The organism is Streptomyces griseus subsp. griseus (assembly GCF_003610995.1).
Classification (GTDB): domain Bacteria; phylum Actinomycetota; class Actinomycetes; order Streptomycetales; family Streptomycetaceae; genus Streptomyces.
Genome location: NZ_CP032543.1, coordinates 3,302,542 through 3,326,071, shown reverse-complemented (window position 1 = coordinate 3,326,071; position 23,530 = coordinate 3,302,542). Strand labels below are relative to the sequence as shown.

Below are 23,530 nucleotides of genomic sequence, written 5' to 3'. Positions count from 1 at the left end.
GAGCGACTGTGCTGAAGAGGGTTGTCGTCGTGGGGGCGGCGGCCGCGGGGCTGACCGCGGTGGAGACGTTGCGGAGCAAGGGGTACGAGGGGGCGGTGACGCTCGTCGGCGACGAGGTCCACCTGCCGTACGACCGCCCTCCGCTGTCCAAGGACTTCCTGGCCGAGGGGTGGGAGCCTGAGCAGACCTGGCTGCGCCGGCCCGACGCGCTCGCCGCGGTCGACGCCGATCTGCGGCTCGGCCGCCGGGCGACCGCGCTGGACCGGGCGGCCCGTACCGTCACACTCGACACGGGGGAACAACTCCCCTACGACGCCGCGGTCATCGCGACCGGGCTCCGTCCGCGCCGCCTGCCGTGGGCCGAGGGGGTCGACGGGGTGCATGTGCTGCGCTCCCTCGACGACGCGGTACGGCTCCGCGCCGAGCTGGCCGCCCGCCCCCGGGTCGCCGTGGTCGGCGCCGGCTTCCTCGGCTCCGAGATCGCGGCCAACGCGCGGGCGTTCGGGCTCGATGTCACCCTGATCGCCCCCGAGCCCGTGCCGCTGCTGGCTCAGGTCGGACCCGAGGTCGGTGCGTACGTGGCGGGCCTCCACCGGGACCACGGCGTACGGCTGCGGCTCGGCGCGAAGGCGGTGGGGCTCGCCGACGACGGGGGGCGGGTGCGCTCGGTGCTCCTCGACGACGGCACCGAGATACCCGCCGAGCTGGTCGTGACGGCGATCGGCTCCGTGCCCGCCGTCGACTGGCTCGCCGGCTCCGGCCTCAACCTCGGCGACGGAATCCTCTGCGACGCCCACTGCCGGGCCGCCCCGGGTGTGTGGGCGGCCGGGGACGTCGCCAACTGGCCGCACCCCGCCCTCGACGGCGAACGCGTACGGCTGGAGCAGCGCACCAACGCCGGACAGCAGGCCATGGCGGTCGTCGGCAACCTGCTGGCCGCCGGTGACGCCCTGCGCCCGTACGCGCCCGTCCCGTTCGGCTGGACGCACCAGTTCGACATGAAGATCTCCACGATCGGCTGGTGCCCGCCCGACGCGCGTACCGAGATCGTCAGCGGCTCCCCCCAGGACCGGGAGTTCGTCGCCGCGTACCACCGGGGCGGGAGGCTCGTCGGCGCCGTCGGCTGGAACAGCGCCCGTGGCCTGCGTCGCTGCCGGCAGTTCCTCGGTGGGTCGTCCGCGGAGTTCGCGGCCGCCGCCACCGCCGGTGCCTGAGGCCGTGCGGACCGGGCCGGTAGGGCGTAGCATCCCCGCGCGCCGGGCTTTTCCGGGCTGTCGGGGGCGGGCTACGGCAGCGTGTATAGCATATTCTCTGCGTGCGTGATACGCACGGCCCTGCATCCACGAAGGTGAGCACCTTATGACGACTGACGACGGCACCGGTACGGGAGATGTCGCTCTGCCGCACAGCATCGAGGTGCTGTGGAGCCTGCGCAGCCGCCAGCAGCGCACCGTCAGGACCGGGCTGACCGTGGAGCGGATCGTGACGGCCGCGATCGAGTGCGTGGACGCCGACGGGCTGGCCGCCCTGTCGATGGCGCGTGTCGCCAAGCGCCTCGACTTCGCGACCATGTCGCTCTACCGGCATGTGACCAGCAAGGACGAACTCCAGCAGCTGATGCTGGACATGGCGTACGGCACCCCGCCGCGCATCGACACCGCCGACTGGCGCACCGGGCTCGAACGCTGGGCGCGGGCGTTCCAGGAGGTGTTCCGGCGGCATCCGTGGATGCTCCAGATCTCGGTGAGCGGCCCCCCGCTGGAGCCGGGGCAGCTCAGCTGGCTGGAGTGCGGGCTCGGCACGCTCTCCGCCACCAGCCTGCGGCCGGACGAGAAGCTGGCCGTGATGATGCTGATGATCGGCTACGTACGCAACAACGTGCAGCTGTCCGTGGGCGTGTCCGACCAGGGCATCAGCGACGCCGACCTCATGGCCCACTACGGCCGTGCCCTGGCCAAGTACGCCGATCCCGAGACGTTCCCGGCGATCGCCGAGCTGGTCGAGGCGGGCGCCTTCGAGGAGCCCGACGACGACTTCACGTTCGGCCTCCAGCGGGTCCTGGACGGGGTCGAGGTGCTGGTCCGGATCCGCGACGGCGAGAAGCCCCTGACCTGACACACAGGCCGAAGGGGGCTGGTCCCCCGCCCCGGACTCCGGGGCGGGGGACCAGCCCCCTTCAGGTGTGCCGACCGGCACGGCCGGATCAGCCGGCAACAGCGCCCGTTCCTCCGCCCGCGACCGACAGGGACCCGGCCCCGGCCCCGGCCTTCCGGGAGCTGTCCGGGCCGGTGCTGTCGGGGGTGGTCTCGTAGTCGCCGAGCTCCATCGGGTCGACGGGCTTCTCGGTCTCGACGGGCACGTTGCGGAGCAGGAAGACCACGAGGGCGCCGACCACGACCATGGCGGCCGCGCCGGAGAGCGCGGCGACCTGGAGCCCGTGGGTGAACGCCTCACGGCTGGTGTCCATCAGCTGGGAGCCGAGCGTTCCCGGCTGCCGCGCGGCCACGGTCGCCGCCCCGCCGATCGTGTTGCGTACCGCTTCCAGCGCCTCGCCGTCGAGCCCGGGCAGCGAGGCGGCGGCCATGTCGTGCCGGTAGATCGCCGAGCCGATGCTGCCGATGACGGCGAACCCGAAGGCGCTGCCGAACTCGGTGAACGTCTCCGAGGTCGCCGTCGACGCCCCGGCCTGCTCCTTGGGCGCCGAGGTCACGACGATCTCGGCGGTCAGGGTCTTCGAGGCGGTCATACCGCCGGCCATCAGGCCTACGCCGACCAGCAGCACGGCGACGTTGGACTCCACCGTGAGGGTGCTGATCACTCCGAAACCGACCGCCATCACCAGCATGCCGGCGCCGACCAGGTACACCGGCTTGACCTTGCGGGAGAACGCGCCGACCAAGGCGACCGCGATGCCGATGCCGGGCATGACGCAGATGGACCAGAGCGCCGCCTTGAACGGGGTCATACCCAGGACCACCTGGAGGTACTGGTTGGTCAGGATGCTGATGCCCATGAAGGAGAACATCACCATCAGGTTCGTGATGATCGCGCCCACGAAGCCGCTGTAGCGGAACAGTGCCACGTCGATCAGCGGGTGCGACGTCATCCGCTGCCGCTGCACGAACCCGATCAGCAGGACCGCGCCCACCGCCGCGTACACGGCCGCGCTCTGGCTGTAGCCGTCCACGACCAGTTCCTTGAGACCGTAGATGAACGCCATGATGCCCGCGATCGACAGGAGCGCGCCCAGCACGTCCAGCTTCCCGCGGTTCAGGTCGCGCCGCTCCGGCAGCAGGATCGGCGCCAGGATCAACACCAGCACCATCACCGGGGTGTTGATGACGAAGACCGAGCCCCACCAGAAGTTGTTGAGCAGCAGCCCTCCGACCACGGGGCCGATCGCCGCGCCCGTGGCCAGGGTGCCGCCCCAGGCGGCGATGGCGGTCTTGCGCTGGGCAGAGTCCTGGAACATGTTGCGGATCAGGGCCAGCGACGTGGGCGTCAGCGTCGCCGCACCGAGGCCGAGCAGCGCCCGTGCGCCGATCAGGACCACCGCGCTGTCGGCGGTGGCCGCGAGCGCCGAGGCGGCGCCGAACACCAGCGCACCGATGATCAGCAGTTTGCGCCGGCCGAAACGGTCGCCGATCCACCCCATGGTGATCAGGGCACCGGCCAGGACGAAGCTGTAGATGTCCATGATCCACAGCAATTGGGTGGCACTCGGCTTGAGCGCCTCACTGACCGGCGTGATGGCGAAGCCCAGTACCGAGATGTCGATGGCGATCAGCAGGGTGACCAGCACGATCACCACGAGGCCGAGCCACTCCTTGGTACCTGCCTTGGGCCTGATGTCTGTCATGGCAAGAGTCCATGTCCTTTCCTGGCGTACCTGATGAGTACGCAACACGCTGAGCGTATCAAGTACGCATACGCGTGTCACGTACTCTTCGAAGAGGGAGGTGCTCCCTCAGTGGTCTCTTCCGAGCCTTTCCTCGGCCCACCGGACGAGCGTTCTGCGGTCGATCTTCCGGTTGGAGTTGAGGGGGAACTCCCCTACGTGAAAGAGGTGTTGGGGGATCACGGCGCGCGGCAGCGTCCGGCTCAGCTCGCGGGCGAGGGCGACGGGCGCCACCGGCCGACCGGTGTGGAAGGCGGCCAGTTCCACGGTCTGGCCCGACGGCAGCGCCACGGCCACGGCGTCCAGCACCCCGGGGCAGGCGCGCAACGCCTCGTCCACCTCGGCCAACTCGACCCGTACACCACGCACCTGCACCTGCTGGTCCATCCGGCCCAGATAGAGGAGGTCGCCGCCCTCGGCCAGGCGCACCCGGTCCCCCGTCCGGTAGAAGCGCTCGCCGTCCCGCTCCAGGAACCTGCCGGTGTCGTCCGCCGCATCCAGATAACCGGCCGTCAGCTGCGGTCCGGCCACGCAGAGTTCGCCCTCCTTCCCATCCGGCGTACCGTCGGCGCCGAGCAGCAGCCAGGCGTGGCCCGCGTGCACCTCGCCGATCGGCATCACCCCGGCCACGGCGATCCGCGGCGAGTGCTCGGGCGACCAGCGGTGGCGGGTCACGGTGATGGTCAGCTCGGTCGGCCCGTACAGGTTCTCCACCGCCGACCCGGGCGCCGCCGCCTGCCAGTCCTGGGCGTCCTGGCAGGTGACCGCCTCGCCCGCGAAGAAGCTCCAGCGCACCGAGGGCATCGCCCCGGGCGCCAGCCCGCCCGTACGCCGCACCAGGGCGATCGCGCTGGGCGTCGAGAACCACACGGTGACGCCGTGCTCCGCGACGAAGGCGGGCAGGCCGAGATAGGCGTCCGGTGTCACCGCGAGCAGCGTCCCGCCCGCACCCCAGGCGCAGAACAGGTCGAACATGGCGCAGTCGAAGTTGAGGTCGAAGTTCTGCGAGAAGACGTCCTGCGGACCGAAGTCGTAGCGGGCGTCCAGCAGTCCGAAGTAGTGCGCGGTGTTCGCGTGGGTGACGGGCACCCCCTTCGGGCGGCCCGTCGACCCGGATGTGAACAGGACGTACGCGACGTCGTCGGCGGCGACGGGCCGCGGCTCCGCCAACCGCAATGCCGGTTCGGGCACGGTGTCCTGAGCGGTATTCGGTGTGATGTCCCGTGTGCTGTCCGGCGAGGTCGTCGGCCCGCCGCCGGTCCCGGGGGCCCCGGGCATCAGTACGGGCAGGTCGACCCCCTCCGCCCGCAGCCGCTCCAGCGCCGGGGCCGACGCGGTGTCCACGATCAGGGCCTCCACCCCGGCCGCCTCGATCATCTGCCGGGTCCTGAGGGCCGGGAAGCCGGGCTGCAACGGCACCATCGTCACCCCGGTGTAGAGGCAGGCGAGGATGCCGGTGTACGCCTCGACGCCCTTGCCCACCAGCACACCGACCGCCTTGGGCGGTGCGGGCAGGCGGGCGAGTAGCGAACCCGCCCAGGTCAGCGCCTGGTCGTGGAGTTCCCGGTAGGTGAGCGTGGTCCCGGCTGCGCTGACGGCGGTGCCGTACGGCGAGCGGGCGAGGCCGCGCAGGAACCGGTGGTGAAGGGCGTACGACGACGTCTGGTCCATGGTGGAGCCCCGGGGAGGTAGAGGAGGGACGGTGAGGGCGCGGGGTCCGCGCCCCGTGGGCGGTGTCCGTCCCCGGGACAGGTCCGTGCGGGAACGGCTCAGAAGACGGCGGCGGCCGGACGCGGCCCGCGTGCGCGGTGCGCGGGTACGGGTGCGGGTGCCGCGGACTCGTAGGGGTCGTGCGGGAGCCTCTGCCGGCCGCTGACGCCCAGGAGGACGTCGGCAAGTGTCGACCAGGGGCAGAACGCCGGGTTGAGGTGGAGGCTGACCCGGGGGTTGGCCGCCAGCCAGGCGCGGACCTCGGGGGAGCCTCCGGCCGCCCTGCTGTCGACGACGACGGACAGCCGGGGGTGCGGGTGCAGCCTGACGGTGCGGTCCAGGAACGCCAGGAACGGCGCGTGGGGCGGGGGAGCGGCTCCGGGGGCGAGGGGCAGAGGTGCGGCCCCGGCCGCGTGGACCGAGGACGACGCTCCGGGCGCGTGGGCCGGGAACGCGGGTCCGACCGGCGTACGGCCCCGTACGGGGCCGCCGGCGTACCCGGTGCGCACCCCGTCGTCACCGTGCGGGAACGTGGGATCGTCCAGGCCTCGGGGCGTCTGCTCACCCGTCCTGACGACCACCGTGTTCCACGGCGGCGCGAGGAGTACGCCGACCACGCCGTGGACGCCCGGCGCGAGCCGGGGCACGGTGGGGAAGCGGTACGCGTCCGGCAGATGCGGCCGCACACCCCACTTGCGCCACACCTTGGCGACGGTGGAGTGCGCGAGCCCCAGCTCGGCGCCGAGCAGCCGGGAGGACCAGCGGGGGGCCGCCAGCCGTGCGGGCGGCCGTCCGCCGTCGGCGAGCGTGGCCACCAGGACGGTGACCTCGTCGACCACGCCGGGCCTGCCGGGCCGTGGCAGATCGCCCAGCGCCTCCAGGCCGTCCTCGGCGTACCGGGTGCGCCACTTGATCACGGTCTGCCGGGACACGCCCAGCCGGGCGGCGACCTCGGTGTTCGAGACGCCTCCGGCGGCGAGCAGGATGATCCGTGCCCGCCGCACCAGCGCGGCGGGCGCGGTGGACATCCGGGTCAGCGCCTCCAGCCGGGCGTGGTCGCCCGCGCGGAGCCGCAACACCGACGTGGAGTTCATCGCCGTCCCCGTCCCCCGTCCCGTCCCTGCCCCTGAGCCCGCCCTCGTGCCGCCGGCTTCAGCGAAGGCTCTGCACGGTCTTCCAGAGGACGTCCGGCGTCCGGAACGTCTCCAGCGTCAGTGCCTCATCCCGGAAACGTATGTCGTAGGCGGTTTCCAGACCGGACAGCAACTCGATCGTGCCGAGTGAATCCAGGCCGTAATCGCGCAGTTCCATGCCGCCCTGGATCTCTTCGTCCGGGGGCAGAAAAGAGAGCTGCTTCCGCAGAAGAACCTCGAACTGCTCATCCCACATGATGACTCCGGTTTCGATGCGTACGCCGCTGTCCTTTTCCGGCCGCCGACGCTAGTGGACAACGCCCTCGGCCAGTACCCCTATCGCCTGGGGTGGCGGCCCCCTAAGGCACGCCGAAGCGACGCGCCTCCGCCCGGCCCGTGAACGTACGCCCAGGTCAAAGCCGTTGACCGGTGAGGTGCCTGGGTCCGGGCCGCCCCCGGCCCCGGTCCGTGGCGGCCCCGGGGCTGGGGTGGGCTGGGGTGGGGACGAGCCGGTTTTGCGGGGTCCCCCGGCCGACTCAGGGGTGGGCAGACAAGGCGCGACAGCCGTAGTTTTCCCAGCTGTCCGGGTCTTTCTTCCGGGTTTTCGGAGCTCGGCCCTCCCCGGCTGTTCCGGGACCCACGGCCCGCTGTGACATCGCGACTTCAGAAAGGTGTGCTCGGTGAGCAACGAGGAAAAGCTTCTCGAATATCTACGCCGAGCCACCACCGATCTGCGGGAGCTGCGCAAAAGGCTCGCCGCAGCGGAACGCAGGGCGGGCGACGAGCCGTTGGCGATCGTGGGGATGGCGTGTCGTTATCCGGGTGGGGTGCGGTCGGCTGAGGGTTTGTGGGAGTTGGTTGCTGGGGGTCGGGATGGTGTGTCGGGGTTTCCGGTGGATCGTGGGTGGGATGTCGAGGGGTTGTATGACCCGGTGGGTGGGCGTCCTGATCGTTCGGTGACGCGTGAGGGTGGGTTTCTGTACGACGCGGGTGATTTTGATGCTGAGGTGTTCGGTATCTCGCCGCGTGAGGCGTTGGGGATGGATCCTCAGCAGCGGTTGTTTCTTGAGGTGTCGTGGGAGGCGGTGGAGCGGGCGGGTATCGACCCGTTGTCGTTGCGTGGCAGCCGTACGGGCGTCTTCGCCGGCCTGATGTACCACGACTACGGCCTGGGCACGGAGGCCGCGGCCACCACGGGCGGCAGCCTCGTCTCGGGCCGGGTGTCCTACACCCTCGGCCTCGAAGGCCCGTCCCTGACGGTCGACACCGCCTGCTCCTCGTCGCTGGTCGCCCTGCACCTCGCCGGCCAGGCACTCCGGTCGGACGAGTGCTCGCTGGCGCTGGTGGGCGGTGTGACGGTGATGACGGAGCCGGACATGTTCCTCTACTTCAGTCATCAGCGGGGGATGGCGGCGGACGGCCGGTGCAAGTCCTTCGCGGCGGAGGCGGATGGTACGGGCTGCTCGGAGGGGGTCGGTGTCCTGCTGGTGGAGCGTCTGTCGGACGCCCGGAAGAACGGCCACCCGGTCCTCGCGATCGTCCGGGGCAGCGCGGTCAACCAGGACGGCGCCTCCAGCAGCCTGACGGCACCGAACGGACCGTCGCAACAGCGGGTCATCCGGGCCGCGTTGGAGAGCGCCGGACTGACCGCCACGGATGTCGACATGGTGGAGGCACACGGTACGGGGACGCGTCTGGGTGATCCGATCGAGGCGCAGGCGGTGTTGGCGACGTATGGGCAGGGTCGTCCGGAGGATGATCCGGTGTGGCTGGGGTCGCTGAAGTCGAATCTGGCGCATACGCAGGCCGCCGCAGGTGTGGGCGGTGTGATCAAGGCGGTGGAGGCGATCCGGCACGGTGTGATGCCGAAGACGCTGCACGCGGGGACGCGTTCACCTCACGTCGACTGGGAGGCGGGTGCGGTTGAGCTGCTGACGGAGGCGCGTGCGTGGCCTGAGCGTGGGCGTCCGCGTCGGGTGGGTGTGTCGTCGTTCGGGCTGAGTGGGACGAACGCGCACGTGATTGTGGAGCAGGCCCCGGAGGTTGATGTGCCGGTGGGGGCCGCGGTGCCGCCGGTGGTGGTGCCGGTGGTGCTGTCGGGGCGCAGCGATGTCGCGCTGTCGGCTCAGGCCGAGCGGCTGTTGGCGCTGGTGGAGAAGGACGGCGCGGAACTGTCGTTGTTGGATGTGGGGTTCTCGTCGGTGGTGTCGCGTGCGGTGCTGGAGCATCGTGCGGTGGTGACGGCGGGGGACCGTACGGAGCTGGTGGCGGGCCTGCGGGCGCTGGCCCGGGGCGATTCGGCGGCGAACGCGGTTCGGGGTGTGGGCCGTTCGGCCGGTGAGACGGCGTTCCTGTTCACGGGTCAGGGCGCGCAGCGGTTGGGGATGGGCCGTGAGCTGTACGAGGCGTATCCGGTGTTCGCGGAGGCGTTCGACGCCGTGCTCGCTGCGGTGGACGTGCACTTGGGTCGCTCGCTGCAGGAGGTCATCTGGGGTGCGGACGAAGATGCGTTGAATCGTACGGGGATGGCGCAGCCGGCGTTGTTCGCGGTGGAGGTGGCGCTGTTCCGGCTGGCGGAGTCCTGGGGTGTGCGGCCGGACTTCCTGGCCGGGCACTCGGTGGGCGAGATCGCCGCCGCGCACGTGGCGGGGGTGTTCTCCCTCTCTGATGCGGCTCAACTGATCGTGGCGCGTGGTGGGTTGATGGAGGCGTTGCCTGAGGGTGGCGCGATGGTGGCGGTGGAGGCGACGGAAGCCGAGGTCATGCCGCTGTTGTCCGATTTGGTGAGTATCGCTGCGGTGAACGGGCCGCGTTCGGTGGTGGTTTCGGGCGTCGAGGATGCGGTGGCGAAGATCGCGGAAGTATTCACGGCGCAGGGGCGGAAGTCCTCGCGTCTGCGGGTCTCGCACGCGTTCCATTCGCCTTTGATGGAGCCGATGCTCGCGGAGTTCGAGAAGGTCGTCTCCGGGCTGTCGTTCAGTGCCCCGAAGGTCCCGTTGGTGTCGGGTGTCACGGGTGAGGTGTCCTCGGAGGTCGCGACGGCCGGGTACTGGGTGCGGCACGTCCGCGAGGCGGTGCGGTTCGCGGACTGCGTCAGTCATCTCGAAGCGCGTGGCGTCCTCTCGTATGTGGAGATCGGCCCGGATGGTGTGCTGAGCGGGATGGCGCAGCAGTCGGTGACCTCGGATGCGGCGGTGTTGGTGCCGTTGGTGCGTAAGGGACGTGCGGAGGTTACGACGACGGTGTCGGCGCTCGCCCGGCTGCACGTCAGTGGCGTACGGGTCGACTGGGCCGCGTACTACACCGGCACCGGCGCCCGGCGGGTCGACCTGCCCACGTACGCCTTCCAGCACCAGCGGTACTGGCTTCTCCCTGAGCGCGCCGGAGCGGACCCCGAGGCGCTCGGTCTCGACACGGCTGATCACCCCCTGCTCGGCGCGTCCGTGACGCTTCCGGACAGCGGTGGGCTCGTCCTGACCGGGCGGCTGTCCGTAGAGGCCCAACCCTGGCTCGGCGACCACCGGATGGGGGAGACCGTCCTCTTCCCCGGCGCTGGTCTGGTCGACCTGGCGCTGCGTGCGGGCGGTGAGTTCGGCTGTGACGTACTCGATGAGCTCACCCTGCGCGCACCGCTGGTGCTCCCCCCGCACGGCGGGGTGCGCCTGCGTGTCCGGGTCGGCACCGAGGACGCCGCCGGGGCGCGGAGCGTAGCCGTGTACGCGCGGCCCGAGGCCATCGGCGACGAGACGCCCTGGACCCTGCACGCCGAGGGCGTGGTCGTCCCAGGGGCGCCGCTGTCGGCCGAGCCCCCGGCCGGCACGGCGGCCTGGCCGCCGGAGGGCGCTGTCCCCGTCGCCCTCGACGGTGCGTACGACCGGCTGTTCGCCCTCGGTTACGACTACGGGCCGGCCTTCCGGGGCCTCACGGCCGTCTGGCGCCGGGGCGACGAGACGTACGCGGAGGTGGCGCTCCCGGAGTCCGCGCACGCCGACGCGGAGCGCTTCGACCTCCACCCGGCCCTGCTGGACGCGGCCCTGCACGGCACCCTTCTGGCCGAGACGCCGGACGACGCCGAGCACGGTGGCGGGACGGCGTCCTCCGGAGACGCGCGGGGGACCCTGCTCCCCTTCGCCTGGCAGCAGGTCCGCGTCCACGCCGTCGGCGCCACCCGGCTGCGCGTGCGGATCGTGCCGTCCGGCACCGACAGCATCGCCGTCACCGGCGCGGACGTGACGGGCCGGCCGGTGTTCTCGGTCGCCTCCCTCGTCTCCCGGCCGGTCGCCGTGGAGCGGTGGACCGAGGAGGCCCCCCGGGGTGCGCTGTACTCCGTCACCTGGGTGCCCGCGCCGGTCGGCCAGGCGTCCTGGACCGGCCCCGTGGTGGCCTGGCACGACCGCGAAGGGACCGAAGCGGCCCGGGAGTCGGCCGTTCTGGTGTGGCACAGCCCCACATCGTCCGCCGATGCGGCGGCCGGTGCGCGGACCGCGACGGCCGAGGCCCTCGGGGTGCTCCAGGAGTGGCTGGCCGACGAGCGGTTCGCCGCGTCCCGGCTGCTCGTCGTCACCCACGGCGCGGTCGCCCTGCCCGGCGAGGACGTCACCGATCTGGCGGGGGCCGCGGTACGAGGGCTGGTCCGGGCCGCCCAGGCGGAGAACCCGGGGCGGATCCTCCTGACCGACACCGTTACGGGGGTGGGCGCGGGAGCGGGGGTCGACGTGGTCGCGCTCGTCGCCTCGGGCGAGGCGGAGACCGCCGTACGGAACGGCGCTCTGTGGGCCCCTCGGCTGACCCGCGTCCCGGCCGCGCCCCCGGCGGACGGCGAGGGCCACGGCGAACCGGTCGCCGCGTCCTCTTCCCCGTACGGGCCCGTCGACGGCACCGTGCTCCTCACCGGCGGGACCGGCACGCTCGGCGCTCTGGTGGCCCGCCATCTCGTCACCCGGCACGGCGTCCGGCACCTCGTCCTGGCCGGCCGGCGCGGCGCCGACGCACCCGGTGCCGGGGCGCTGCGCGAGGAGTTGGCGGCTCTGGGCGCCGAGGTGACCCTCGCCGCCTGCGACCTGGCCGACCGCGAGGCGGCCGCCGCCCTCGTGGAGCGGCACCGGCCCAGCGCCGTCGTGCACTGCGCGGGGGTGCTGGACGACGCCACGATCGGCTCGCTGACCCCCGGACGACTGGCCGCCGTGCTGCGGGCGAAGGCCGACGCCGCATGGAACCTGCACGAGCTGACCTGCCACCTGGACCTCTCCGCCTTCGTGCTCTTCTCGTCCGTCGCGGGCGCCCTCGGCAACCCCGGCCAGGCCAACTACGCGGCGGGCAACGCCTTCCTGGACGCCCTGGCGGCCCACCGCGCGGCGCTCGGCCTGCCGGCCCGGTCCCTCGCCTGGGGGCTGTGGGCCGACGGCGACGGCATGGCGAGCACCCTCGCCGGTACCGACCTGCGGCGCATGAGCCGCTCCGGCGTCGAACCGCTCACCCCGGAACAGGGCCTGGCCCTCCTCGACGCCGCCCTCGCCACCGACGTCCCCTGCCTGCTGCCCGTCCGCCTGGACCTGGCCGCTCTGCGGGCGGCGCCGGACACGCTGCCGTCCCTCTTCTCCGGCCTGGTGCGGCCCCGGCCGCGCGCCGCCGCGGCGGCTGCCTCCGGCGCCCCCGCGGTGATCGACGAGCTGGCCGGGCTGGCCCCGAAGGAACGGTCGCGCGCCCTGCTGGAGCTGGTCCGCGCCCAGGTAGCCGTGGTGCTCGGGCACGGCACCGCCGCCGGCGTCGAGCCCGACCGGGCCTTCACCGAGCTCGGCTTCGACTCCCTCACCGCGACCGAACTGCGCAACCAGCTCACCTCCGTGACCGGACTGCGGCTGCCGTCCACCCTCGTCTTCGACCACCCCAACACCCGCGCCGTCGCCGACCACCTCGACGACCTGCTCGCCGGTGAGCGCGACACCGCCCCCGGCGAGGGCGCGGCAGCGGCGACGGACCCGGCGGGCGACACCGACGACCCGGTCGTCATCGTGTCGATGGCCTGCCGCTATCCCGGTGGCGTGCGCTCCCCCGAGGACCTGTGGCGGCTCGTGGACGAGGGGGTCGACGCCATCACGGAGTTCCCGCGCGACCGTGGGTGGGACCTCGCGGGCAGTTACGACCCCGAGCCCGGGAAGCCCGGCAAGTGCTACGTACGGCACGGTGGATTCCTGCACGACGCGGCCGAGTTCGACCCCGGCTTCTTCGGCATCAGCCCCAACGAGGCCCGGACGACCGACCCCCAGCACCGGCTGCTCCTGGAGGTCGCGTGGGAGGCACTGGAGCGGGCCGGTATCGACCCGGCGTCCCTGAAGGGCACCAGGACCGGCGTCTTCGCCGGGATCATGTACCACGACTACGCGGGCAACAGCGCGGCAGGTTCGCTCGGTTCGGGGCGGGTGTCGTACACCCTCGGGCTCGAAGGCCCGTCCCTGACGGTGGACACCGCCTGCTCGTCGTCGCTGGTCGCCCTGCACCTGGCCGCCCAGGCCGTACGGTCCGGCGAGTGCCCCACCGCGCTGGTCGGCGGGGTGACGGTCATGTCGACGCTGGAGACGTTCATCGAGTTCTCCCGGCAGCGGGGGCTCTCCCGCGACGGCCGGTGCCGCTCGTTCTCCGCCGCCGCCGAGGGCGCCGCCTGGTCCGAGGGCGTCGGCGTCCTCGTCGTCGAGCGGCTCTCCGACGCCCGGCGCCTGGGCCACCCCGTCCTGGCCGTGCTGCGCGGCAGCGCCGTCAACCAGGACGGCGCGAGCAACGGGCTCATGGCCCCCAACGGCCCGTCCCAGCAGCGCGTCATCCGGCAGGCGCTCGCCCACGCGGGGCTGGCCCCCGCCGACGTCGACGCCGTGGAGGCCCATGGCACCGGCACCACCCTGGGCGACCCGATCGAGGCGCAGGCGGTCCTCGCCACGTACGGCCAGGAACGTCCGGCGGGCCGCCCGCTCTATCTCGGCTCGGTCAAGTCCAACATCGGGCACAGCCAGGCCGCCGCGGGCGTCGCCGGAGTGATCAAGATGGTGGAGGCGATGCGGCACGGAGTCCTGCCGAGGTCGCTGCACCTGGACGAGCCGTCGCCCCAGGTGGATTGGACGGCGGGAGATGTCGCCCTGCTGGCCGCCGCCCAGGAGTGGCCGGAGACCGGACGCCCGCGCCGGGCCGGGATCTCGTCGTTCGGCATCAGCGGCACCAACGCGCACGTGATCATCGAGGCGCCCGCCGCTCCGGTGGCCATCCCGGCCGCCGCTGCCCTCGCCGTCCGGGAGACCGCCGCCTCCCAGGAGAGCGTCGGCCAGGACGGCCAGGGGGTTCAGGGGGTTCAGGACGGCCAAGACGCCCAGGGCACCCAGGGCACCCAGGGCACCCAAGGCGGTCCCGGGACGTCCCCCGTACCCGTCCCCACCCCCGTACCGTGGCTGCTGTCGGCGCGTGACCCCGAGGGCCTCGCACGTCAGGCCGGGCGGCTCCTCGCGCACCTCACGGAGCGGCCGGAGGCCGACGTCCGCGATGTCGGCTTCTCGCTGGCCACCACCCGGACGGCGATGGCCCACCGGGCCGCGCTCGTCGTCACCGACCGCGCCCGGGCCCTGCGGGAGCTGGCCGGCCTCACCGCGAGCGTCGGCGGCACGGCCGCGCCCGCCGGGCTCACCGCGTTCCTCTTCTCCGGGCAGGGTGCGCAGCGCGTCGGGATGGGCGACGGCCTGCGCCAGGCCTTCCCCGCCTTCGCCGCCGCCCACGACGCCGCGCTCGCCGCCCTCGACCCCCACCTCGACCGGCCGCTCGGCGCGATCGTCAGCGGCGACGAGCGCGCGCTCCACCGCACCGAGTACACCCAGGCCGGCCTGTTCGCCTTCGAGGTGGCGATGTTCCGGCTCCTGGAGTCCTGGGGCGTCCACCCCGACCTGCTGGCCGGGCACTCCGTCGGGGAGATCGCCGCCGTCCACACCTCGGGGGCCCTCACCCTCGCGGACGCCGCGAAGCTGGTCGCCGCGCGCGGCCGGCTCATGCAGGCACTGCCCGAGGGCGGCGCGATGATCGCCGTACGGGCGGCGGAGGACGAGGTGCTCCCACTGCTCGCGGAGTGCGGGGACCGGGCGGCCGTCGCCGCCGTCAACGGACCGGAGGCGGTCGTCGTGTCCGGTGCCGCCGACGCCGTCCAGGCCGTGGCCGACCACTTCGCCGCCCTGCGCCGCCCCACAAAGCGGCTGCGGGTCTCGCACGCCTTCCACTCGCCGCTCATGGAACCGATGCTGGCGGAGTTCGCCCGGGTCGCCGCGGAGATCACCGTCAGCGCGCCGGCCGTACCCGTCGTGTCGAACCTGACCGGCCGGATCGTCACCCCCGAGGAGCTCGCCGACCCCGGCCACTGGGTGCGGCACGTCCGTGAGGCCGTCCGGTTCGCCGACGGCATGCGGACCCTGCACGGCGCGGGCGTCACCACTTACCTCGAAGTCGGCCCGGACGCCGTCCTGTCCGCCCTCGGCCCGGCCTGCCTGCCCGACACGGCGGAGGCCGCGTTCCTGCCGCTGGCCCGCCGCGAACGTGAAGAGCCCACCGAGGCCGTCACCGCGCTGACCCTCGCGCACACCCGCCATGTCCCGGTCGACTGGCGGGAGTTCTACGCCGGCAGCGGCGCGCGGCGGATCGATCTGCCGACGTACGCGTTCCGGCGTGAGCCCTTCTGGGCGCGCGGCGCCCGCACCGGCACCGATCCCGCCGCCATGGGGCTCACCGCCGCCCACCACCCGCTGCTGGGCGCCTTCGTGACCTCACCCGACACCGGTGCCGCCGTCCTCACCGGCAGGCTCTCCCTCGCCGATCAGCCCTGGTGGGCCGACCACGACCTGCTGGGCACCGTCGCCCTGCCGACGAGCGCGTTCGTCGAACTCGCCCTGCGTGCCGGGGCCGAGACCGGATGCCCCCGGCTGGACACCCTGACCGTGGAGGCCCAGCTGCCGCTGCCCGCCGACGCGGACCGTGAGCTGCGGGTGACCGTCGGCGCACCCGACGACGAGGACCGCCGGGCGGTCGGTGTCTACGCCCGCCCCGCCGACGGTCCCGAACTGCCCTGGACGCTCCACGCCCGTGGTGTCCTCTCCCCGGCCGGACCGCCGCCGGTGGCCGCCGCGGAGAGCTGGCCACCGCCCGGTGCCCTCCCCGCCGACCCCGACGAGGTGTACGAGGCGCTGCTCGCCGCCGGCAACGCCTACGGCCCCGCGTTCCGCACCGTCCGCTCGGCATGGCGGCTCGGCGACACCTTCTTCGCCGAGGCCGCCGTGGTCGGCGTCGCCGCAGGGTACGGCGTGTCCGCCGTGGACGACACGGTGGCCGTGGACGAGGCGTCGGAAGGCGGCGGGACGGCGGGCGGGGACTTCCTCGTCCATCCCGCGCTGCTGGACGCCGCCACCCGGATCGACCTGCTCGCCGGTGCCCGGGACGGCGCGCGGGTCTCCGCCCGCTGGACCGGCGTCACCGTCCACGGCCCCGGCGCCCCCGAGGTGCGGATACGGGCGAGGGCCACCGGCGAGGCGACCCTGTCGCTGGACATCGCCGACACCCTCGGCAACCCCGTCCTGACGGTGGAGGAGGTCACCTGCCGCCCGGTCACCACGGCCGAGCTGACGGTGGGGGAACCCGCGGGCGCGCTGTACCGGGTGGAGTGGACGGCGTACGACACGGCCGCCGCCCCGGACAGCGCGGTGCGCCCGGTCGTCCGCACGGACGGCGACGCCGTACCCGCCCTGCCCTTCCCCGCCTACGCCCCCGACGGCCCGGACGACCCCGACGGCCCGGTGGACTTCCTGCTGTGGCAGGTCCCGGACGGCCCGGCCGAGGTCCTCACGGCGGTACGTGAACACCTCGCCGACGCCCTCGGCCGGGTGCGGCGGCTGCTCGTGGGCGACGGCGACACCGCGACGAAGCTGGCCGTCGTCACCAGGCAGGCCACCGGTCCCGCCGGTACAGCCCCTCCGGCCGGTCCCGCCGGCCCCGCCCCTCTCGCCGGTCCTGCCGGTCCCGCCGGAGCACCCGTCACTGAGGCCGACGTACACCGGGCCGCTCTGCGGGGTCTGGTGCGGGCCGCGCAGAGCGAGCACCCCGACCGGTTCGTCCTGCTGGACCTCGACGACACGGAGGCGTCCGCCAGGGCCGTGCCCGAGGCGCTCGCCACCGGAGCCGACGACCTCGTCGTCCGGGCGGGCACGGTGTACCTGCCCCGGCTCGTGAAGGCGGTCCCCGGCGACGGCACACCGCCCGACCTGGCGCGTGGGACGGTCCTGGTGACCGGCGGTGCGACCGGGGCGGGCGCGGTCCTCGCCCGGCACCTGGTCACGGTCCACGGCGTACGCCATCTGCTGGTCACCGGCGCCGCCCCGGCAGCGGACGCCCCCGACGGCGACGGGCACAACGCCGACGGGCCCGCCGGCACCGACGGCCCGGGTGTGCTCGGCGGGCTCGGCGTCCTCGGCGCGGAGGTCACCCTCAGCGCCGTCGACCCGGCCGACCGGGACGCGCTCGCCGCCCTCCTCGCCCAGATCCCCGCCGACCGGCCGCTGACCGGGGTCATCCACACGGCCCCCACCGGGCCCCACGCGCCGATCACCGACCAGACCCCCGAGCGACTGTCGGAGGTCCTGCGCCCGGCAGCCGACGCCGCCTGGCACCTGCACGAACTCACCCGCGACACAGGGCCGTTGGTGTTCGTGATGCTCTCCGGATCGGACGGGCTCGTGCACGGCGCCGGGGCGTCCGCCTCCGCCGCCGCCCACACCTTCCTCGACGCCCTCGCCCGGCATCGCCACGGCCTCGGACTGCCCGCCACCTCGCTCGCCGTCGGTCCCTGGGAGGCGGACGGCACGTCGGAGGCGACCCGGCACCAGCTGGCGGCCCTGGGCCTGCCACCGCTGCCCGCCGACCGGGGCGCCGCCCTGCTGGACGAGGCGCTGCGCGGTACGGAGCCGGTGGTGTACCCGCTCCATCTCGACCAGGGCGCCCTGCGGTCCCAGGCGGACCGGCTGCCGCCCGTCCTCGCGTCCCTCGTGCCCTCGGCGGTACGGACCGGGGCCCGCGGCCCCGGCTCGGGCGCGGAGCTGCGGCGGAGGCTGGCCGGACGCGGGGCTCCCGAGCGGGCCCGCATCCTCCTCGATGTCGTCACCTCCCAGGTGGCGGGGCTCCTCGGCCACGCCTCCGCGGAGGCCGTGGGCACCGACCGGCCCTTCCGGGAACTGGGCTTCGACTCGCTCGCGGCCGTCGAACTGCGCAGGCGGCTGGGCGCGGTGACCGGCCTCGCCCTCCCCGCCAGCCTCGTCTTCGACCACCCCGACTCGCGCGCGGTCGCGGACTTCCTGGACGGGGAGATCGGCCAGGACGGCGAGAACGACCACGACGCCACGGCCGACGCGAACCGGGCCCTGCTCGGGATGCTCGACCAACTCGACACGGGCCTCACCGCCGCGACCCCCGACGCGGCGGACAGGCTCAGGATCACCTCACGGCTGGAGGCGCTGCTGCGCCGCTGGCGTGACACCCACGGCTACGGCACGACCGAGGCCGTACCGGACGAGGACCTCGGCTCCGTCAGCGACGACGAACTGTTCGAGGCACTGGACCAGGAGATCGGGCTCGGCTAGCACCCGACCGGACGACTGACGGAAGCCGAAGCTCTGAGATTGGTTGGGATGAAGATGGCGGCGACCCAGGACAAGCTCCGCGAATACCTCCAGCGCGCCACGGCGGACCTGCGCCAGGTCAAGCGGCGCCTGCGGGAGGCCGAGGCCCGCGAGCACGAGCCGATCGCGATCACCGGCATGAGCTGCCGCTACCCCGGCGGGATCACCTCCCCCGCCGGGCTGTGGGACCTCGTGGCGCGCGGCGGCGACGGCATCAGCGGCTTCCCCGAGAACCGGGGCTGGGACACGGTCGGGCTCTACGACCCGGAGCCCGCGACCCCCGGCAGGACGTACGCCCGCGAAGGCGGCTTCCTGCACGAGGCGGACCAGTTCGACGCCGACTTCTTCCGGATCAGCCCGAAGGAGGCGCGCGAGACCGACCCGCAGCAGCGGCTCCTGCTGGAAACCTCCTGGGAGGCACTGGAGTACGCGGGCATCGACCCGCTCTCCCTCAAGGGCAGCCTCACCGGGGTCTTCGCCGGGGTCGTCTACCACGACTACGCGGCCGACGGCGGCACCGGCGGACTCGGCAGCGTCGCCTCCGGCCGGGTCGCCTACACCCTGGGGCTCCAGGGCCCGGCCATCACCGTCGACACCGCCTGCTCGTCGTCGCTCGTCGCCCTCGACTGGGCGGTCAAGGCCCTGCGCGCGGGCGAGTGCACGCTCGCCCTGGCCGGCGGCGTGACGGTCATGGCCACCCCCACGTCCTTCGTCGGCTTCAGCCAGGAGCGCGGACTGGCCCCCGACGGCCGCTGCAAGTCCTTCGCCGCCGCCGCCGACGGCACCGGCTGGGGGGAGGGCGCCGGGATGCTGGTCGTCGAACGGCTCGCGGACGCCCGGCGCAACGGCCACCCGGTGCTCGCCGTGATCCGGGGCAGCGCCGTCAACTCGGACGGCGCGAGCAACGGGCTCACCGCGCCCAACGGCCCCGCCCAGCAGCGGCTCATCCGGCAGGCACTGGCCGCCGCCCAGCTCACCGCCGACCAGGTCGACGCCGTGGAGGCGCACGGCACCGGCACCACCCTCGGCGACCCCATCGAGGCGCAGGCGCTGCTCGCCACGTACGGCCAGGACCGGCCCGCCGACCGGCCGCTCTACCTGGGGTCCATCAAGTCCAACATCGGGCACGCGCAGGCGGCGGCCGGGGTCGGTGGCGTCATCAAGATGGTGCAGGCGCTGCGCCACGACGTCCTCCCGCAGACGCTGCACGTGGACGAGCCGACGCCCGCCGTGGACTGGTCCACGGGCCACATCTCCCTGCTGACCGAGCCGGTCGCCTGGCCCCCCGGGGACCGCCCGCGCCGCGCCGCCGTCTCCGCCTTCGGCCTCAGCGGCACCAACGCGCACGTGATCATCGAGGAGGCGCCCCCGGCCCCGGAGACCTCGGCTTCCGGCCAGGCATCGGAGGCAGCCGCCTCCGTCCCGGCGACGCAGGCCGGGGTGGAGGCCGAGACGTCGCCCACGGCCTCGCGCCTCACCCCGCTGCCGCTGTCGGCGAAGACCCCGGACGCCCTGCGGTCCCAGGCGGCCCGGCTGCTGGCCCATGTCACCGAGGCCGAGACCGCCGGGAACGCCACGACCCCCGACGACATCCGCGACCTCGGCCACTCCCTCGCCACCACGCGCGCCGCCCTCGACCACCGCGCCGTCCTGCTCGCCGCCGACCGCGACGAACTCTTGCGCGGGCTCACCGCCCTCGCCGACGGCGACGACACCGCGATCCCGTCACGGTCGTGCGCCGAGCCGCCCGGTGCGACGGCGTTCCTGTTCTCGGGTCAGGGTGCGCAGCGGTTGGGGATGGGCCGTGAGTTGTACGGGGCGTTCCCGGTGTTTGCGGAGGCGTTCGACACCGTACTCGCTGAGGTGGACGTGTACTTGGGTCGTTCGTTGCGGGATTTGGTGTGGGGTGTGGATGAGGGGGCGTTGAATCGTACGGGGGTGGCGCAGCCGGCGTTGTTCGCGGTGGAGGTGGCGCTGTTCCGGTTGGTGGAGTCGTGGGGTGTGCGGCCGGACTTTCTGGCGGGGCATTCGGTGGGGGAGATCGCTGCGGCGTATGTGGCGGGGGTGTTCTCGCTTGCGGATGCGGCGCGACTGGTGGTGGCGCGTGGTGGGTTGATGGAGGCGTTGCCTGAGGGTGGGGTGATGGTGGCGGTGCAGGCCTCGGAGGAGGAGGTCGTGCCGTGGTTGGTGCCGGGTGTGTCGGTCGCGGCGGTGAACGGTCCTTCGGCGGTGGTGGTCTCGGGTGCCGGGGACGCGGTGGATGGGGTGGTGGGGCGCTTCGGGGAGCTGGGGCGCAAGACGAGCGCGCTGCGGGTCTCCCACGCCTTCCACTCACCCCTCATGGACCCCATGCTGGACGACTTCGACGCCGTCGCCCGCACCATCGCGTACCAGGAACCCCGGCTCCCCCTCCTGTCGACCGTGACCGGCCGCCTCGTCGAAGCGGCCGACCTCACCACCCCTGCGTACTGGGTGCGCCAGGTCAGGGAGCCGGTCAGGTTCCGTGACAGCGTGCGGACGCTGTACGGGCAGGGCGCCCGCGCCTTCGTCGAGATCGGCCCCGACGCCGCGCTGGCCCCGATGGCCGCCGCCTGCCTGGAGGAGACGGCCGACACGGTGGTCGCCCCCACGCAGCGCCGCGCACGGGACGAGGAACGCACCCTCGTCGCCGCCGTCGGCCTGGCCTTCGCCCGGGGAACCGCCGTCGACTGGCCCGCGTTCTTCGCCGGACGGGGTGCCCGCCGGGTGGCGCTGCCCACCTACGCGTTCCAGCGCCGCGCTTACTGGACGGACAGCGTCAGGCCCGCGACGGCCGGTGACGCCCTCGCCGACCCGGCGGGCACCGCCTTCTGGGACGCCGTCGACCAGCAGCAGGTCTCCCGGCTCGCGGACACGCTCGCCGTGGAGGAGACCGCCCTCGGCGCGGTCCTCCCGGCCATGGCCCGCTGGCGCCGGCAGCACCAGGAGCGCACCACGCTGGACTCCTGGCGCTACCGCATCGTCTGGCAGCCGTCCGCGCCCGCAGCACCCGTCGCTCACACAGCAGCCAGCGCACCCGCCGGACCCCCCGCCCGCACCGGCCCCTGGCTCGCCGTGATCCCCGAGGGCCTGGCCGACACGGGCCCCGTCCCCGCGGTCCTCGCCGCGCTCACCGCACGCGGAGCGGTCGTCGAGGTCCTGGAGGTGGCTCCCGGACAGGACCGGGCGCGGCTCACCACCCTGCTGGCCGCCCACCGTGACCGCCTCGGTGCCGCACCCGACACGGCCGGGGTCCTCTCCCTGCTCGCCCTCGACGAGGACCCCGACCCCGCCCTGCCCCCGCTGTCCCGGGGCATGACGGCCACCGTCGCCCTCGTCCAGGCCCTCGGGGACGCGGAGATCGCCGCCCGCCTGTGGTGCGTGACCAGCGGCGCCGTCTCCACCGGCGAGACGTCGGAACCGGTCGCCCTGGCGCAGGCCCCCCTCTGGGGCCTCGCCGGCGGCCTCGCCCTCGACCACCCCGACACCTGGGGCGGCATCGCCGACCTGCCCGCCGAGCCCGACGCGACCGCCGTCGACCGGCTGTGCGCCGTGCTGACGGCGCCGCCCGGCGAGGACGCGGTCGCCGTCCGGCCCTCCGGTGTCCTCGTCCGCCGCCTGGTCCGGGCCCCCCTCGGCGACCGGGCACCGCGCCGCGTCTGGGAACCCCGGGGCACCGCCCTGGTCACCGGCGGCACCGGCGGCCTCGGCGCCCATGTGGCGCGGATGCTCGCCGCCGACGGCGCCGACCACCTCCTCCTGCTCAGCCGCAGCGGTGCGGCGGCACCCGGCGCCGCCGCCCTGGCCGCCGAACTGGAGGCCGCCGGAACCCGCGTCACCCTTGCCGCCTGCGACATCACCGACCGGTCCGCGCTGCGCGCCGTCCTCGATGGCGTACCGGCTGACCTGCCGCTCACCACCGTCGTGCACGCGGCGGGAGCCATGCAACGCATCGCGCCCCTCGCCGAGCTCGGTGCGGAGGAGTTCGCCGGTGTCGTCCACGCCAAGGCCGCGGGCGCCGAGCTCCTCGACGAACTGACCGCCGACCTGCCGCTGGAGGCGTTCGTCCTGTTCTCGTCCGGAGCCGCCGTCTGGGGCAGCGCGGGCCAGGGCGCCTACGCGGCGGCCAACGCCCACCTGGACGCCCTCGCGCACCGGCGGCGCGCCCGGGGCCGTACCGCCACGTCCATCGCCTGGAGCTCCTGGCAGGGCGGCATGGTCGACGCCGAACTCAGCGCCGTGATGGACCGCATCGGCGCGCCCGCCATGCGTCCCGCGCTCGCCATCGGCGCCTTGCGCCAGGCCCTGGAGCACGAGGACGGCCACCTCGTCGTCGCCGACTTCGACTGGGCGCGGTTCGCCCCCACGTACACCCTCGCCCGCCCCCGGCCGCTGCTGGACGCCCTGCCCGAGGTACGTGACCTGCTCGCCGCGGGCCCGGACGACGAGGCGTCCGCCGGAGCGGAACTGCTGGCGAGGCTGGCGGAGCTGAGCACCGCCGAACGCGACCGGGCGCTCCTCGACCTCGTCCGCAACCGGGTCGCCGGCCTCCTCGGCTACGACAGCCCGGCCGAACTCGACCCCCAACGCGCCTTCGAGGAGCTGGGGTTCGACTCGGTGTCCGCCGTCGAACTCCGCAAGGTGCTCACGGTGGCGACCGGGGCGCCGCTGCCGGCGACGCTCGTCTTCGACCACGCGACCCCTGCCGCGGTCGCCGCTCATCTGCACACCGTGCTCTACCCGGACGGCGACGGCGCGAAGGCCCCCCTGCTCGTGGAACTCGACCGGTTCGAGGAGCTGGTCACCTCCCTCGGCGTCGAGGAGGTGCGCGGAAGCCACCTCACCTCCCGCCTCCAGACCCTGCTGGACAAGCTGACGGCGCTCCAGAGCGGCGGAGTACAGGACGACGGGCGCGATGCCCTCGACATCGCATCCGCCGACGACGTCCTCGCCTTCATCGACAACGAACTCGGCCTGGCCTGAGAGCCTTCGCCGACGACGAACTCGGCCTGGCCTGAACGCCTTCATCGACAACGAACTCCGCCTGGCCCCAACCGGGCGACACCCCCGGCCCGGGCGCCCCCTGG

7 protein-coding genes and 1 pseudogene are annotated in these 23,530 nt (G+C 73.7%); 4 read left to right on the top strand and 4 right to left on the bottom strand.

Going from position 1 to position 23,530, the window contains the following annotated elements; genetic code table 11:
• The first annotated feature begins 8 nt into the window (after window positions 1–8).
• The gene (locus D6270_RS14850) at window positions 9–1,214 is read left to right on the top strand and encodes an NAD(P)/FAD-dependent oxidoreductase (protein ID WP_109164957.1); all 1,206 of its coding nucleotides are present in this window, start codon (window positions 9–11) and stop codon (window positions 1,212–1,214) included.
• Between the two features lie 145 nt (window positions 1,215–1,359).
• Window positions 1,360–2,115, top strand: coding sequence for a TetR/AcrR family transcriptional regulator (locus D6270_RS14845; protein ID WP_202419549.1), 756 nt, complete (start codon window positions 1,360–1,362; stop codon window positions 2,113–2,115).
• A gap of 88 nt (window positions 2,116–2,203) precedes the next feature.
• On the opposite strand, the gene D6270_RS14840 is transcribed toward D6270_RS14845, so the two are convergent.
• The 4 genes from D6270_RS14840 to D6270_RS14825 all read right to left on the bottom strand — a co-directional run bounded on the left by D6270_RS14840 (window position 2,204) and on the right by D6270_RS14825 (window position 6,997).
• A complete protein-coding gene (locus tag D6270_RS14840; RefSeq protein WP_109164958.1) occupies window positions 2,204–3,859 on the bottom strand; it encodes an MFS transporter in 1,656 nt (551 codons plus the stop codon).
• A gap of 108 nt (window positions 3,860–3,967) precedes the next feature.
• On the bottom strand, window positions 3,968–5,569 hold the full coding sequence (locus D6270_RS14835) for an AMP-binding protein (RefSeq protein WP_109164959.1): 1,602 nt from the start codon (window positions 5,567–5,569) through the stop codon (window positions 3,968–3,970).
• 98 nt (window positions 5,570–5,667) lie between these two features.
• A complete protein-coding gene (locus tag D6270_RS33070) occupies window positions 5,668–6,702 on the bottom strand; it encodes a helix-turn-helix domain-containing protein (RefSeq protein WP_225976852.1) in 1,035 nt (344 codons plus the stop codon).
• Between the two features lie 58 nt (window positions 6,703–6,760).
• The gene (locus tag D6270_RS14825; RefSeq protein WP_109164960.1) at window positions 6,761–6,997 is read right to left on the bottom strand and encodes a phosphopantetheine-binding protein; all 237 of its coding nucleotides are present in this window, start codon (window positions 6,995–6,997) and stop codon (window positions 6,761–6,763) included.
• A 424-nt stretch (window positions 6,998–7,421) separates the two neighbouring features.
• Between D6270_RS14825 and D6270_RS14820 the strand changes: the two genes are divergently transcribed.
• The gene (locus D6270_RS14820) at window positions 7,422–18,386 is read left to right on the top strand and encodes a type I polyketide synthase (RefSeq protein WP_109164961.1); all 10,965 of its coding nucleotides are present in this window, start codon (window positions 7,422–7,424) and stop codon (window positions 18,384–18,386) included.
• A 75-nt stretch (window positions 18,387–18,461) separates the two neighbouring features.
• Window positions 18,462–23,426: pseudogene (locus D6270_RS14815) on the top strand (type I polyketide synthase); the annotation flags it as partial.
• Window positions 23,427–23,530: the final 104 nt, after the last annotated feature.